General features: G+C 45.6%; 13 protein-coding genes. All 13 read right to left on the bottom strand.

Annotation, left to right across the window (positions count from 1 at the left end; genetic code table 11):
• Positions 1–25 precede the first annotated feature (25 nt).
• Genes ACX0G9_RS09475 through ACX0G9_RS09415 form a run of 13 tightly spaced genes read right to left on the bottom strand, consistent with a single transcriptional unit; the run spans position 26 to position 15,106 of the window.
• Entirely contained in the window at positions 26–820 is a 795-nt protein-coding gene (locus tag ACX0G9_RS09475) for a formyltransferase family protein (protein ID WP_459064650.1), read from the bottom strand.
• Positions 817–1,707 (bottom strand): polysaccharide deacetylase family protein, encoded by an 891-nt coding sequence (locus tag ACX0G9_RS09470; protein WP_459064649.1) that lies wholly within the window; start codon positions 1,705–1,707, stop codon positions 817–819. Before ACX0G9_RS09470 ends, ACX0G9_RS09475 begins: the two co-directional genes overlap by 4 nt.
• Positions 1,708–1,717: 10 nt before the next feature.
• Positions 1,718–2,833, bottom strand: coding sequence for a GDP-mannose 4,6-dehydratase (gene gmd / locus ACX0G9_RS09465; RefSeq protein ID WP_459064648.1), 1,116 nt, complete (start codon positions 2,831–2,833; stop codon positions 1,718–1,720).
• Positions 2,834–2,839: 6 nt separating this feature from the next.
• Positions 2,840–3,586: a glycosyltransferase family 2 protein gene (locus ACX0G9_RS09460; protein WP_459064647.1), complete on the bottom strand. Its 747-nt coding sequence runs from the start codon at positions 3,584–3,586 to the stop codon at positions 2,840–2,842.
• 10 nt (positions 3,587–3,596) lie between these two features.
• Positions 3,597–4,331: a holo-ACP synthase gene (locus tag ACX0G9_RS09455; RefSeq protein WP_459064646.1), complete on the bottom strand. Its 735-nt coding sequence runs from the start codon at positions 4,329–4,331 to the stop codon at positions 3,597–3,599.
• A 4-nt stretch (positions 4,332–4,335) separates the two neighbouring features.
• The gene (locus tag ACX0G9_RS09450; protein WP_459064645.1) at positions 4,336–5,730 is read right to left on the bottom strand and encodes a 2-oxo acid dehydrogenase subunit E2; all 1,395 of its coding nucleotides are present in this window, start codon (positions 5,728–5,730) and stop codon (positions 4,336–4,338) included.
• Positions 5,730–7,679, bottom strand: coding sequence for a dehydrogenase E1 component subunit alpha/beta (locus tag ACX0G9_RS09445; protein WP_459064644.1), 1,950 nt, complete (start codon positions 7,677–7,679; stop codon positions 5,730–5,732). The genes ACX0G9_RS09450 and ACX0G9_RS09445 overlap by 1 nt, the downstream gene beginning before the upstream one ends.
• 48 nt (positions 7,680–7,727) lie before the next feature.
• A complete protein-coding gene (locus ACX0G9_RS09440) occupies positions 7,728–8,291 on the bottom strand; it encodes a WcaF family extracellular polysaccharide biosynthesis acetyltransferase (RefSeq protein WP_459064643.1) in 564 nt (187 codons plus the stop codon).
• Positions 8,288–9,430: a glycosyltransferase family 4 protein gene (locus ACX0G9_RS09435; RefSeq protein ID WP_459064642.1), complete on the bottom strand. Its 1,143-nt coding sequence runs from the start codon at positions 9,428–9,430 to the stop codon at positions 8,288–8,290. Before ACX0G9_RS09435 ends, ACX0G9_RS09440 begins: the two co-directional genes overlap by 4 nt.
• A gap of 1 nt (position 9,431) precedes the next feature.
• A complete protein-coding gene (locus ACX0G9_RS09430; RefSeq protein ID WP_459064641.1) occupies positions 9,432–11,750 on the bottom strand; it encodes a glycosyl hydrolase family 28-related protein in 2,319 nt (772 codons plus the stop codon).
• 38 nt (positions 11,751–11,788) lie between these two features.
• Positions 11,789–12,829: a glycosyltransferase family 4 protein gene (locus tag ACX0G9_RS09425; protein WP_459064640.1), complete on the bottom strand. Its 1,041-nt coding sequence runs from the start codon at positions 12,827–12,829 to the stop codon at positions 11,789–11,791.
• 3 nt (positions 12,830–12,832) lie between these two features.
• Complete coding sequence (locus ACX0G9_RS09420; RefSeq protein WP_459064639.1) at positions 12,833–14,284, bottom strand: hypothetical protein; 1,452 nt, start codon at positions 14,282–14,284, stop codon at positions 12,833–12,835.
• Positions 14,285–15,106: an FkbM family methyltransferase gene (locus tag ACX0G9_RS09415; RefSeq protein ID WP_459064638.1), complete on the bottom strand. Its 822-nt coding sequence runs from the start codon at positions 15,104–15,106 to the stop codon at positions 14,285–14,287. It lies immediately after the preceding gene.
• Between the last annotated feature and the right edge of the window lie 4 nt (positions 15,107–15,110).

The following is a 15,110-nucleotide window of genomic DNA, read 5'->3' as shown; positions in this document are numbered from 1 at the left end:
TTGAATTTCCTGCGTTTTAATGTTTTTACTTTGTTGAACTATTTTCTTTTTTCATTTTTCTGAAATTGCCCAAAATCCGAAGGAATTTCCTGAATGAAGGAGTGGTATAGGTTTGGCCATGACCCTGCGGAATTTTATGGCGATCATATTCTTCGAAATTTTTGATCACCTCAGCCAAACCTATGGCAGATCTTTTCAAAATTTCGGCACAGGTGGCGGAAACCGTTTGACCCAGTGTTGGCTTAAAAATAATGGGAAATTTTTCCTGCTTCAGGATTTCACCGGTGTCAATCGTTTTATCCACTTTATGAATCGTATACCCGGTTTCCGGGTTCCCTTCGTAAATCTGCCAGATAACACTCTGTGCATTCTGAAACCGGGGAAGGACTTCCCCGTGAATATTCAGCATGCCATGAACGGGAATGGTAAAAACCTTGGAAGATATATAACTATTACCAAGACTTAAACCCAGATCCGGTTGGCATGCACGCATCAGCTCGATTGTCCGGGAAGAATTTATGCCTGAACTAAGAGCAAAAGGAATTCCCGTTCTTTGGCAGACCGTCTCAATATCTTCTACCTCTTTTCCATCGACAAATCCGTTTGAATACCATTTCCGCATCCTCATGCCGTTTAAGGCTCCCAGAAATCCTATGCTGAAGATTTTTTTAAACTTTTGTTTGTAAAACCTTGGTTTATTTTTTATCACTCTTTCACAATAAATAACCTGGACTACTTCTGCCCGGGTCTCCCCAAGGAGGATGGGCAGACAATAAGCCGCCGTTCCTTTCCTGTTACTGGTCAGTATCACTATTCTCATAAGCCGGGAAAATGATTGTTTTTCTCAGACGCCTTTTTTGAACTGCTGGCAAGGAAATAGAGAATATGTTGCAAAGGCCAGGAAAGAATAATATGATCACGGCGTATCAATAAATTTTCCGGTTCCTCACTTTTATTTTTATTCCGGTCTGTGATATGGCACCCTCTTTGGGCAGAAGCACAACTTCCGAAACCGCTTTGAAAGACTAGCTTTCGCCCGTATTCCGTAAAGTCCGAAAAACGTCCGTAAGGGTAGGCAAAATGATCGGCACTTCCGCATTTGGCCTTTATAGCAGCATGACAACCTGCGATTTCCTCTTCAAGCGCCGCTTGAGGGGTTGCAGCTATATTAATGTGGGATAAAGTATGGGCTCCGATCTCGTGACCTTGCTTTTGCATGAACTCAACCTCCTTCCAGGTCAAAAACTCAACAGGGGGGAAATGCAGCCTCACCCTGGCGAATTCCCCGGCCTTTTCCGGATCTCTCTCATCAATAATGGAGGGGCAAATAAAAAAGCAGGCCTTTGCATTAAAATCATTCAATATGGAAGCCGCAGCCAGATTATTTTTTAAGCCATCATCAGAGCTTATGCATATATAGGGTTTATCAATATCGGATTTTAGTATCCTGTTTACCGCTTCTGAATAGGAAATGAAATGGTGATCGCGGGATAAATATTCCAGCAAAACAGCCAAACTTTTTTCCTCATCCCTGAAAACATGATGTATATACAAAAATTGAATCCGCGGCTTCCGAAAAAGCTCTTTTTGGTCATGCAGCAAACCGAAACCTCCGGCAATCGTACTTAAGGCCAGATCCCTCAGCCTGGAACGGGCAGTAGGCGGCTTATAGACCTTTAATTCCTGATAGGTATCTACAAAATTCATTTTGTTAGGTCTACTCGTATTGGTTCTTGACATGAAAACCTGAATCTTTCAGGATCTTTTCTTTCCTGAATAGTTGTACATCCGCATTCACCATCTCTTTTACCAGCATAGGCAGATCATAGACGGGTTTCCAGCCTAATTTTTCATTTGCTTTGGTGGGATCACCGATCAGCAGATCTACTTCTGTGGGGCGATAATATTTAGGGTCCACTACTACTACTTCTTTTCCTGCAGGAACATTGAAATCCGGGTTCGAGCTGGAGACAACGACCCCGGCCTCTTTTGCTCCGGTACCTTTGAATTCAAGAGTAACGCCTATTTCAGCAAAGGCCATCCGAACAAACTCCCGAACGGGGGTAGTAACGCCCGTGGCAATAACATAATCTTCGGGCTCAGGTTGTTGCAGAATCCTCCACATGGCTTCCACATAATCCTTTGCATGCCCCCAGTCCCGACGGGCATCCAGATTACCTAAAAATATCTTTTCCTGGAAACCAAGACCGATCTTGGCTACCCCTCTTGTGATTTTGCGGGTGACAAATGTTTCCCCGCGTGTTGGGGATTCATGGTTGAACAAAATGCCATTGGTCGCATACATGTTGTATGCTTCCCGGTAATTCACGGTGATCCAATAGGCATAAAGCTTTGCAACGGCATAGGGGGAACGGGGATAAAAAGGCGTCGTTTCACTTTGAGGAACGGCCTGAACCAGGCCATACAATTCAGAGGTGGATGCCTGGTAAATCTTTGTTTTTTTTGTCAGGCCAAGCAAACGTACGGCTTCCAGTATCCTTAACGTTCCAATACCATCCGCATTGGCTGTGTATTCCGGCATTTCAAAACTCACATGCACATGGCTCATGGCAGCCAGGTTGTAAATTTCATCAGGCTGGGTTTCCTGAATGATACGGATCAGGTTGGACGAATCCGTCAGATCGCCATAGTGCAAATGAAAATGTACATTGGATTCATGAGGATCCTGGTAAAGGTGGTCGATCCTGTCCGTGTTAAAAAGAGAGCTCCTCCTTTTTATGCCATGAACAATGTATCCTTTCTTCAATAACAATTCACTTAAGTAGGCGCCGTCCTGTCCCGTAACGCCAGTAATCAATGCGACTTTTGCCATAGTAGTTTACCTGATTATAAATTGAGGAATTTTTCTAAGCGGTTTCATATACAAAGTAAAGAAATAGGGTTGGAGATCGTTCAGTTTCCAGGCTTGCCGGTCTTCTTTATTCGCCCGGAGCCTGTTGCGGAAGGAGGAATTACTCATTCCCCCGGCCCGCATCTTAACGATAACGCGGGGAATATAATGTGCAGGGATACCATGCTTCAGCAATATCCGGAGCATAATCTCGTAATCTGCAGCCGAACGCAAACTTATATTGAATAGTCCGACCTTATCATAGATTTCTTTGCGTACGAAAAAAGTGGGATGAGGCGGCATCCATCCATAATAAAAATTCTTCTTATCGAATACTCCTGTTCGCCAGGTGCGAATTACCTTATTCAGATCATCCTGCTGAACATATTGAAGATCGGCATAAACCGTTTTTACATCCGGATCCTCAAATACTTCTGCAACCAGAGAAATAATGCCAGAGTCCATGTAAATATCATCAGAATTCAGGATACCGACCACTTCGCCTGTTGCCAGAGAGATTCCTTTATTCATGGCGTCGTAAATCCCTTTATCCTTTTCAGACACGACTTTGGTGATATGCGGAAAACCCCTGATAATGGCCAGGGTATCATCCGTAGACCTGCCGTCCACGATAATATGCTCAATATCCGGATGATCCTGTCCCTGGATACAGACAAGCGTATCATTTAAGGTAGCCGCGCTGTTATAAGTTGCCGTGATAATAGAAATCTTCATTTCAGGGTATTCAATGCCAATGGTATAAAATGAACAAAAAGGAAAATACGGAAAAGGCAAGGGCAATCAAGGTCAGCCACAATACCGGCGATGAACTTCTGTCACCGGGTAAGATCTGCTGAACCGGGGATGAATGGTTCCGGTCTTCCTGTCCCGTTGCTTCTGTCCGGATAGCCACCGCAACGGCAAGTCCCCCCGCATGGGAAATGGACAACCGGAATCCCGGATGAACGGGTCTGCCATCCGGCAAATGATCGATTTCGATTGAATTAAACGCCCTGTTCCGATACTGCCCGTTTGCTTTAACGATCGCTTCCTTGGATGCGAACAAACCGGTTAAGGAAGCGTAAGGGTCAGGCTGAAGAATACAATAAGCAATTTCTGCAGAAGTAAAATTCATTTTATAAAATTCCTCTTTTCGAAAATCGTTGGTTTCCGGCATAGCCGAGAGCTGTTCTATATCGATACCGATGCCAGATCCGGTAAGAGGATAGGCAGGTTGGCTATTTATAACAGTACTGTTTTGCATTTGCCCATTTCCGGGATTTCCCCGTATAAGGTCTCCAAAATTCCTGATTAAGGTATAATTCTCGACGGTTACACCTGATTCCGCCAGCCGGGCATACATCCGGTGAAGCAGTATAGAACTCTGCAAGGCAGAGCGATCGATGACCGTATCCCCATCAATCTGTTGGGGAGGTATTTTTATAAAAACCGAAATAATCTCTTTGATCTTCTCTTCCATACTTCTAAAATCCTTTTAAACAGCTTTGGCAAATATATCCTTCTTTTCCCTCTGGAGTGATACAACGGGAAAATCCGGTATCACTCAGGTCTTCTTTTAATAACTTAGTACACTTGAAGCAGGTAATATCCTGCATCAGGTACGGATGATGTTTTGCGCGGTAGGATTCCAGTCTTTCTTTCAATTCTTTCAAAAACCGTGCTGCAGATTTGCCTTCCGTTACCCGGTGATCAAAAGTCAGGCTCAGGTTAAACCGTTGCAATTTCTCATCGATGGAGGATATGCCCAGAATTGCACTGTTCATTTTATTGACCAGCGGCCGAAAAAAGCCGACTCCTTCAGAGGAGAGGTCCGTTATCGTAAAAGTAATATCCGTCAGATCCTCCAATAGTAAGGTATCTTCCAGGTAACTCCCGGACAGACGCATGATCGTTTCTTCTATTTCGGAGATCTTTTTTTGAGAAGCTTCAACGATCTTCAATACTTTCAACCCTTTATCGATATCGATGGCAAATCCGGTATTTACTTCCTTATAGACCGCAATAGCCTCACCGGTGAAATAAGCATTCAAAAGTGGGTAGTCTTGCAACAGCCGGGATACCTCATATATGATTACCGGCAACAGGGAATCTTTCAGATATTTCAGAGATCGGTTTACATGGACGAATAATCCCTCCGTTTCTACATGCGTATGGATGGTACTGGTAAGGCCGGTAGCCTGAACTTCTCCCAGGTATTCAATTTCTCTTTTCTTCCCTGAAGTTAGTTTCTGAAGAGTCACCCTGGCAGGATCTGCAGGAAGCGGAGCCAGTCGAAGCGACTTGTTAGGGGCGACCACCGGAGGCGTCCCCGTTTTTCCTGGTTTCACTTCTGCTTGCGCTCCTGCCCTCTCCTCAGGCTCAAGGAACTGCAGTACATCGTTCTTGCTAACCAGATCCCTTCCCGCAAATACAGACCGCTCGACCCCGGATGCTTCCAGAAGACGGGACGCTTCGGTGGAAAAAAGGGTCTCTCCTTCCCAAAAAGGTAAGGTTTGATCGTAAAATCCTCCCGAAGATAGTTTTTCCGCCGGGATAGACTTTGCAGCAATATCAGGTTTTGCAGGAATAGCAGGTTTTGCAGGAATAGCCGGTGAAGGAAGGACGGCCGTTTCGTCAGCTCCGCTATAAATTCTTGCCACCACTTCATTTACTTCATAGTCCCGGTCTTTCTCACACAGATATTGTACATATCCATCCATTTCCGCTTCAACATCATAAGTCGTCTTGGATGTCTCAAATACGAGGAGGCAATCGCCTTTTTTTACCGGTTGCCCGGTAGAGAAAGTCATTTCTACCACCGTGAGGCTCGTATCATTGACAGCCAGCAGGGGAACTTGTATTTCCTGTAATAATGCCATTAACGAAAGGTTTCTTTGATTTCCTGCAGGATCCGGCCCTTGTCAGGTAATATACTGTTTTCCAATGATTTAACGGATGGAATGGGAACGGGATGGGCGGCAATCCGCCTGGTCTTTATCTTATGTTCGGTATGTTCGGTCACAGACGCGATCAGCTCGCTGCCTATGCCTGCGTAGCCGCTGCCTTCCTCGATCACCAACAGGCGGCTTGTCCGGTTCACTGATCCTGCAATAAGGTCTACCGGTAATTGAGAAATCAGGGAAGGAATGATCAGTTCAGGTTTGTGGTCGGTCTCAGCAAATATCTGATCCAATATTCCCGCTACCAGGTCCGCCATGCCTCCGTAAGCCACGATGGTCAATGTTGGAACGGACACTGCCGGTCTGATGCGGACAACCGGATAGATATCTCCGTTACATTCATAGATGAAATTTTTCAACGGGTGATGTAATACCTTTTTTCCATAATCCGTCTTGTTCTCTATTACGATCACCGGGTGCTGTTCAGCATAGACAGACTGATAAAGGATGGTAGGGTCCAAAAACGTATTCAATGCTACGGTCTTTACATTATCGATCCCCACTAAAAATTTATCCAATGTTTGCGAATGGGTAGGTCCATATCCTCTCCGCCCCCCCATCGGAGTGCGGATAACCACAGGGCAATTGACCTTTTTATTGAACATATGATGGAACTTCGACGCATGATTAACGATCTGATCGAAAGCCAGGGTCATGAAGTCACCGAACATGATCTCGGTAAAAGGTTTAAATCCGTTCAGGGCCAATCCATTTGAAATACCCGTTATCGCCGATTCGGAAATAGGGGTAGAAAACACACGGTCCGGCCGGAGAAAGGACAACTCCTTGGTAACCTTAAAGGCTCCTCCATAAGGAGAATGAATGTCTTCTCCCAGGAATACGACGCGATCGTCCGCCATAATTTTTTCTCTGAAAAACGAATTGATCAGCTCAACCTGCCGCTTCCCTACCGGCTCCAATTTAAGCCATTCGGGATTGGAAGGGCTATCCCGGTATTGATAGTACGTGTCAAGCGGAAGCTCTTCTTCCAAAACAATTTCTTCCACCAGGGAATCGATCTCCTTATCTATGGCTTCCTTGTATAACTGATAATAGGAGGGGGAATCCTGCTTAAAGACATTCAGAAAGTCTTTCTCCTGAAAACGGGCTACATCAGCCGGATCCCGGTCATCGTCACCTTTGGAATGGGCGTTTAACCGGTATGTCTCTACAAGGAAAAAAAAAGGTTTGTTTTCCTTTCTGACATAATCGATAGCATCCTGCGCCTTGTGCAGGAGCGATTCGGGAGACCAGGTATCCCCTTTTTCCGTCTTTATTCCAAAAGCTGCTGCCCTTGCCTGTATATCTCCTGCCAAATTAATATGCTGAGGAGTGGACTGCGCGTAAAAATTATTTTCGCAAACGATCAGCAAGGGAATTTCCCATTTGGAGATAATATTCATGGTCTCATACAAAGCCCCTTCTCCCAGCGTTCCGTCTCCAATGTATACGACCCCTATACCTCCGTTTTGCTTCAGTTTATTGCCCAGGGCATATCCCGCAGCTACCGGAACGATACCTCCCTGAATACCATTGGAAAAAAAATTATTATGACATAAATGCTGGCTGCTGCCTATACCGCCGCAGGTACCGGACCCTTTTCCCAATAGTTCGGCCAGCAGGCCACGCACATCCCCGGTGAAGGCAATATAATGTCCGTGACAACGGTGATTGGAAAAGACAAAATCCTTTTTTTTAAGTTGACCGGCAAAAGCAATGGCAGAAAATTCCTGCCCCACACAGGTATGAACGGTTCCATTTAACCTGCCCTGGGAAAACAGTTCCAGGAATTTCTCTTCAACCTTCCGGATGCGGATAGCTTCTTTGAGAATTTTATGATTGATTGTCGTGGCCTGAGCAGGTTGCATATTTACGTGTCCGTTTACCTAAAAACGGGAAAAAGTTCTAAGCTGAATTTAGTAAATAGTTCTTGTTATAACAGGAACTGCCGGATTACCCTTATAGATCGTATACGGTTGCAGTTCTTTTTCTGCCACCGAATTTATACCCAGGATGCTGTGGGAGCGACAGGTGGTTCCACCTGACACTACCGCCCTGGCGCCTATCCATACCCCATCTTCCAGGATGATCGGGTAAGATTGGAAGTCAAAACTTACCCGGCTATGGTCATGCGTGCCGGTGAGCAAAAGACTACCTTGTGACAGGGTCACATTCTTTCCGATGATCACATCCGAAAGGTTGTCGATCCACACGTCTTCTCCGATCCAGGAATGGTCACCCACCCTCAGTTTCCAGGGATATTTGATATTCACTGCAGGCTTGACCACTACTCCTTTCCCCAATTGGGCACCAAATGATTTCAATAACGCAACTTTGAGTGAAGAAAGTACATTCAACGGATTTTTGAAGAACAGGATATTGATAAAATACCAGGTCACCTGTCTGATACGTGATGCTCCGATATCAATGGTGGTCCTGTAAGACGCATTATCTACCTCTTTGCGGATGGTTATACTCATGCAAATAATTGGATATATTGGCGATGAAGTTCCGGATTTTTCATGAATTGATAAGCATATCGCCAGGCGGCTTGCCCCCAATCGTCAAATTTGGCCTGATCCCATTGCGCCACTTCGTCGATCACCCTGGAAAAAGCGGCCGGATCGGTTAAGGAAAGGTCCCAGCCGGTTTTTTTAGCAGGAAGGCCCAGCCAGGGAGTCTGGTCGCTGATCAGCACAGGCCGGCCGGCCAGTAAGGCTTCAAATATCGAGTGGCCAAAATTCTCTCCGGTGGTGGGAAGCACGAACAAATGGTGCTCCTGAAGGATCGGCATGAGCTGATCATTGCTTTTGGCTCCCCGGTAATCCACCTTTATATTTTTTCCTAACCGTTCCGTCTCCCGCTGGCATTCATTCCAGTACTCCTTGTCCTCGACCGGTCCGATGATCGTTAAAGATACCTCCGCGCTGCAATGCCGAAGCGCTTTCAACAAGAACAAAAGATTCTTGATCGGGACGATCCTGGCAACGAAGACACATTTTACAGCACCTGTCAACTTGGAACAGCTCTGGAAAACCGGTTGATTGGAATTGGGCAGATTATCCGCGATAAGGACTCTGCTCCCCGGAAAATGCCTTTGTATGGCCGCTTTCTCTCTTTCGTTCGTAGCATGGAAAAGTATCCGTTTATGGATGCCCATCCATTTGAAAAGCTTTAAAAATGGGGTCTTTTTCCAAGGTTTGACGGAAAGGGCGCTATCGTATAATGCTCCTCTGGGACAAAGAACGATCTCACTTTTGAGCCTGCCCGTAAATTTCAGCCATAAGGGGTAAACGACAAAAAGCGGGGAGAACAGGTGGTTCAGGTAAACATAGTCCGCGTCCAGGACCTCCATCTCTTTTCTGATCCGGGCAGCCTTTAACCCGGACTTCTCGAGATAGAATACCCTTATATCCGGATGCAGGTTGGTGATCCATCGACCGGAGGGTATTCCATCATAGGGTCTTGTTTCCCCGTGATCGGTATCTGTCGTGAGCACATGAATGGCATAATCGTTTTTCAGGGCAAAGGCAAAATTAACACAGGATTGTATCGGCCCTCCCGCTTTATAGCCGGGTGCGAACCAATCCACTAATACAAGGATCTTCTTTTTTTCCATATTATTTAGCTGTAAAGACCAGGCTGTTGCCACGGGGACCGAGGATGCTTATTCGCGAGGCATAAATATTACTGGCCCCTGAAAGGAGATTTTTATACAGAACAGGCCTGTTCTCCCTGTCGGTTACCGTCTCCGAATCAAGAAAGGAATTGATGTCCTGTATATTCAGCGATTTATCTTCTATTGAAATAATGGATTTACAGGCAGGATCGTTCTGCCGGAAACATTGCGCATTAATTCCTAAAAATGCGCCTTTATAATTTCCTCCCTTTGCAAGAAAGTCAAGCACATTCATTTTATGATAAAAATGAATGTTCCAGATAAGAAGACTCAATCCCGGATTATCCGGGATGGGAGATAAAGCCCCCTGGACATACATATTCATCAGGGAAATATGACCATTGAATTTTCCAATCCGGATGGTTGTCGTGCTGTCGGGATGGTTTGGTGCGATCATGGCCCCGTCGATGCTGATCGTTCCGGAACCCTGCAAATCAAGCGGCACACGGGTTTCCCCTTCCCACCAGCAATCCTTTGCCATAAATCTGGCGTTATTTTCAACCTTGACGTGTTCGAACTGGCCTCCATAACAATACAGAGCCGCGGTGCCGCCCCCTTTCTGTACCAGACGCCCTCCTGAAATATAATTTCCGTCGGTGAAAAATGAATTCTCTTTTTGAACATAAAGATTATCCATTTCCCTTACGGAAAGAGAAGTGTCGGCATGAGAGCAGACCTGGTCAAGATGGGCCTGGGCTCCAGGTTGATCTACCGCCTGAAAAACAATGCCGGCGGGCTGATCTTTGTCCCCGTCTCTTCCGATCTGAAGATCCTGTATGCTTATATAGCTGGGTCCTTTTACCAGGATCATGGCATTTTCAATGTAACGCGCCGGATCTTTTTTTACGAACACAGAAGCATAGATCAATCCGTCCCCGGTCAACTGCATATCCGAACCCGCAGGTATGACCAATGTCTTATCGATCGGATACAAACCCATCCCAAAATGAACGACTGGTCTTTGCCCGCGAAGTCCCGCCGCCTTATTCAGAACATTTTGAATCGCCGCTGCATCCGATCCGGGCGGAACTTCCAGTATCCTGCGGTTTACTTTTGGCGGCGTAACATCCATGCTTTTCAAAAAAGCCTGTGGCGCTGGCTGCACGATAGCCTGACGGTCTCCGTAAGTGTATAATTTTTTGGGGGTGGAGGCTATACGGATAGGGTCCTTATAAGCATAAATATTATGCAGAGACAGCACTTCAAATATCCCCGGGAAGCCGTTTTTGGTGTTCACGCTGAATTTAAAGGTGGTATCTACCGTTGCTGAAAATTGATTCCCCCATAAGGTGAGTTTACCTAAATGATAATATTCTACGGGCAACTGGTGAGGATTAATGATCGTATTATCCTGGAAAATCCTTTTGAAGGGGTTTGAACTGCTGGATTCATCCAGGGAAAAGGCATTGCCGTCCTGCGAATAACAGCCCCGTACCGAATTATAATATCCTTGAATATTATGAAAATCGGTACTCTTTGATCCGGAAAAAAAGGAGCGGTATGCATGATAGCCCCCTCTTGAACATTTGACACCGGCCATACATTGTAAAAATCTGCAATCCCATATCCAGTAATCCAGGGCATTAAATCCGGTAATCTCAATACCCGAACCTGTGCAATTACGGAACGTACATCTTCGGATGGTAATCTCCGAATCATTCGCTCCCGTTACATTTCCCCAGGGGCTTGTACCTCCGCTGATGCCGAACCTGAATCCGCCGGCAAAATCATTATCCGAAATTTCTATGTTCAGAGAAGCAAAGCTCCTGGACTTACCATCATTCCATTTATCCTTCCAATGAATGCCGACTCCTTCCATGTCCTTGCGGTTGTTCGCATCCCAGGTAAACCGGGAAATCTTAAAATAGGCCGATCCGTTTGCCCAAAACATAGTGTCCTTATCGCCTCCTGTCCATTTGATGATAGTGCGTGAAGGATCCTCCCCAATCAGGCTAACCCCTATCTTCCCTTTCAATATCAGGGTGGAAGAAATACAATAGACACCTGCAGGCAGATAGGCCACCATATAGGCTCCCTTACCCATATTAAACCCGGTCGGCGGACAGCTAAGATTATCCAGGGCAAGCTGAATAGCCTTGGTATCATCGTCTTTTCCATTTCCCTTGGCTCCGAATTGGGTTTTTACATTTGCCCAGCTAGGGAAAGGTCCGTTAAATTCGTTCCTGCCCTGGGCCTTCATGCTTACGGGAAGCAGGAATGGCAGGAAGGATAGAAGATATAAAAAAGGTATTTTTCCCATGGACAATAATTTTTCGCAGGCTGTTCCCCGTTCATCCGTCAGGATAAAGAAGCGTATGGGGTCCTGTCTTTTTGTTTAAGCAGTTCCCGGTACAATTCCGCATATTGGCGGACCACGGAATTCAGGCTAAACCGTGCAGCGTTGGTTAACCCTGATTCGATCAACTGCGCCCGGTAGGTCTTATCGTTGATTACTCGTAATAAGCCTTGCCGTATGGAATCAACATTATATGGATCGATAAGGCAGGCGCCATTGCCGGCCACCTCCTTCATAGGAGACAAATTACTGGTCAGTACCGGTCTGCCAACAGCCTGCCCTTCAATTACCGGCAATCCAAAGCCTTCGTAAGTAGAGGGGAATGCCAGTAAATCACAGGCAGTATAATGCCGGAGCAGACCTTCCCTGGATAATCCCGAAGACTGATGGTAAACAATTCCATGTCGTTTCAAACAGGCTGATTGCACTTCGGTTAGGTCCCCAATGATATCCAGTTCCGCCTTTATCCCCTCAAGGGCGGCTGCCAGCCTTTCAAGATTCTTATTGGCGGTAGTTCCCACGAACAGGATCCTGGGGCATTGGGCAGAAAAAATATAAGGGGCCGGTTGAAAAGCCGGATCTATAAAATTCGGGATGACACGTATTTTACCCGGAGGGCACCGGGTAAACCGGAGAAGGTCCTTTTTTGTGCTCTCGGAAATCACTGTTACGTAATCCGCTTTCCGGGCTGGCCACTCATGCCATAGCCATTTGATGATCCAAAAACGGGGATCTCTCCGGGTAAACCGGTGCAGCAGCACGCAGTCATGAATAGTCAATATATTCACCTTTTTGCGGCTGCAGCCCAGTATGGTATAATGGATATCCCCGGTGACATGATTAATATCGTTTTGCCTGCGACGGGTAAAAAGGATATTCGGGAAAATTTCGGATAATTTGCTTGGATGGGATAAGGTCACTTGTCTGACTGTAAACTCATCCCGGAAATCTTCAGCCATCCTTTCGGCTATTCGCTCAAACACCTGTTCGATGCTAAAAAAAAGCGGGTTCTTTTTACGATAAAAATAAGTCACTCCTGACATGGGCTACGGATGGGCTTTGTTGGGAAAAGAGGTGATTGCCGGCAGGTCTTTCGAAGAAACAGGTTTCCGATTCCTGTTCCTCGCCACCATAATAAACCAGCCAGGCGTGATCTTATATAAGAGGTACACGAAAAAGGCGGATTTCAACAAAAAATTAAAGATTTGAAGAGTGTCGGTTTCTGCAGAATAAGTAACCTGATAAAACAAAACAGGGATCCAGAATATGATCAAAGGAATTTTAGCGGCAATCACAAAGACGGAACGATAAGCAAACCGGATAAACAGACCCAGAAAGATCATATAAATAATCCCTCCTTTAACCCCGAAACTACCATAGGCTTCTCCCAGCGGCCCTACATTCGTAGACCATCCAACCAGGTATATTCCCACATAATACTGCATATTGAATTTACCCCCTGCCTCCGGTTTAGTAGGCCAGAGGAACCGCGGCACCAGGGCAGAAGCCAGGGAGAGCCCAATGTTCTTTCCGTTATCAAAAGGATATAGTTCCGGGAAACGGCGCATTACGAATGCAATCATGTATCCCTGATTAGTACGGTAATAGACCGGGAAGAACAGATCAGCCGATTCCAGGCTGAAATGGGTTATCTTTTCCGAAAACAAGGACCCAAAAAGGACAGCCTTATTGCCCTGGTAATCTTCTTTCCAGGTTTTAGCCCTGTAAGCCGGCTTGACCATTTGAATGATCAGCAGCAGGAAAATGCTGGCAATAAAGATGGATAGCTTTTTCCAAAGTTTGCTTTCTTTACCCAGGAAAAAAAAGGAAAAAAGAGTCAGGCCCATATAGGCCATAATGGTGAACATGCCACTGTTCAGGGTGATCAGCAAGGTAAAGGAAACAAAAACGAAAAGTACTATCTTTCTAAACTTGAAGGATTTGGCATAATATACATATAGAAGACCTGCAAAGCCTGCAAAGTAAAACAACAGGAAGGCGAACTGAAGAGAAGCAGGCAGGTAATCCGAAACCTTGAACATAATCGTTCCCAAAACCAGGAGAAGTACTCCTGTATTAGCCTTATGATGCAGGATCGCCCTCGCCCTGGCAAGGGTATGCCGGAGAAAAGGTCCATGGTCGGTGCAGGCGGGGTTCCTCAAAGGCCAGCAAAGGGCCAGCACAAACCCCGACATGGCCGGCAATGCGAATCCGAAATATTGCTCCTGGGGTATCACCATGTAACGCCCCCATAAAAGGGCAAGCGGATTGGTTTTGGTAAAGAAAGTATACCCGGCAAGAGGCATTAACAGACAAACAAAACAACTGTGAAGAGCGATCAATTCACGCAAAACGATACTTTTTCCCAGGTTATCCAGCATCAATACGACAATCGTCAGAAAGAGGGCGATTACCAGCGGGCCATAACTTTCCGTAAACAGGGATAAAATAAATATCCCTATTTGCAGCCATAAAAATATATTGGCCCTGAATTTCAATTATCCCTTTTTTGTTGCATATATCATCACATTACCTTCCGACAAAATTCCGGGGATAGGACGCATGCGCCCATCATCATCAAAAATAGAAAGGGAATACCCCCATTCCTTTAGCAGGGACTGCGCGCTTCCTTTTGATAACCCGGCCAATTCTTCCGCCCAATCCGCAAATTCAAAAAGGATGTCCGGTGCATCCTCCCGCTTTAACAATTCTTCTGCCCCTTTGAAGACCTGGTATTCATATCCTTCTACATCAATTTTGATAATGTCCACCTTATGTAAATTCAATTCCTTTACCAGGGTGTCTACGGTAATCGTAATGACTTTGACCCCTTCTTTGGTGAACACCGGTGACAGGGACCCTTTACCAAATTTTTCATCCGGTGAATAAAAATTCAGTTCCTCGTTATCTTTATAATAAAGGGCTTTGTTAACCGCATGCACATCGCCGAATCCGTTCTGGCTCAAATTGCGCTGCAAATAACCGAACAACCAGGGTGCTGCTTCAACGCAGACTATACGGACATCCTTTCTTTGTCTCCGTAACGGAATACTGATAGTCCCGATATTTGCGCCAAGGTCAAGAAATACTCCTCCCTCCGGGAGGCGGTTTACGAAAAAACCAGAGGTAGCTTCTTCGTAGATACCGTTGACAAAAATATCGAAACTTATATTCTCCAGAAGATTGGGCAGCAAATATTCGCAGCCATACTTGCCCTTTACCCAGACATCTTTTTTATGAGCGAGGGAGTTGTTTAAAAAAAACTTTGCCAGTCTTGTTTTGCCTCTGAAAAGAGGAAGTTTTCTAAATATTGAATCCATGATA

Source organism: Flavitalea flava (assembly GCF_054461575.1).
The sequence above is the reverse complement of the archived record's forward strand: the minus strand, read 5'-3'. Positions and strand labels throughout refer to the sequence as shown.

What these genes read in the sequence shown, in the direction of transcription:
- ACX0G9_RS09435 (WP_459064642.1), bottom strand. Translation starts at nt 9,430, where the DNA reads ATGGAAAAAAAGAAGATCCTTGTATTAGTGGATTGGTTCGCACCCGGC.
- ACX0G9_RS09445 (WP_459064644.1), bottom strand. Translation starts at nt 7,679, where the DNA reads ATGCAACCTGCTCAGGCCACGACAATCAATCATAAAATTCTCAAAGAA.
- ACX0G9_RS09450 (WP_459064645.1), bottom strand. Translation starts at nt 5,730, where the DNA reads ATGGCATTATTACAGGAAATACAAGTTCCCCTGCTGGCTGTCAATGAT.
- ACX0G9_RS09440 (WP_459064643.1), bottom strand. Translation starts at nt 8,291, where the DNA reads ATGAGTATAACCATCCGCAAAGAGGTAGATAATGCGTCTTACAGGACC.
- ACX0G9_RS09455 (WP_459064646.1), bottom strand. Translation starts at nt 4,331, where the DNA reads ATGGAAGAGAAGATCAAAGAGATTATTTCGGTTTTTATAAAAATACCT.
- ACX0G9_RS09425 (WP_459064640.1), bottom strand. Translation starts at nt 12,829, where the DNA reads ATGTCAGGAGTGACTTATTTTTATCGTAAAAAGAACCCGCTTTTTTTT.
- ACX0G9_RS09475 (WP_459064650.1), bottom strand. Translation starts at nt 820, where the DNA reads ATGAGAATAGTGATACTGACCAGTAACAGGAAAGGAACGGCGGCTTAT.
- ACX0G9_RS09430 (WP_459064641.1), bottom strand. Translation starts at nt 11,750, where the DNA reads ATGGGAAAAATACCTTTTTTATATCTTCTATCCTTCCTGCCATTCCTG.
- gmd (WP_459064648.1), bottom strand. Translation starts at nt 2,833, where the DNA reads ATGGCAAAAGTCGCATTGATTACTGGCGTTACGGGACAGGACGGCGCC.
- ACX0G9_RS09470 (WP_459064649.1), bottom strand. Translation starts at nt 1,707, where the DNA reads ATGAATTTTGTAGATACCTATCAGGAATTAAAGGTCTATAAGCCGCCT.
- ACX0G9_RS09460 (WP_459064647.1), bottom strand. Translation starts at nt 3,586, where the DNA reads ATGAAGATTTCTATTATCACGGCAACTTATAACAGCGCGGCTACCTTA.
- ACX0G9_RS09415 (WP_459064638.1), bottom strand. Translation starts at nt 15,106, where the DNA reads ATGGATTCAATATTTAGAAAACTTCCTCTTTTCAGAGGCAAAACAAGA.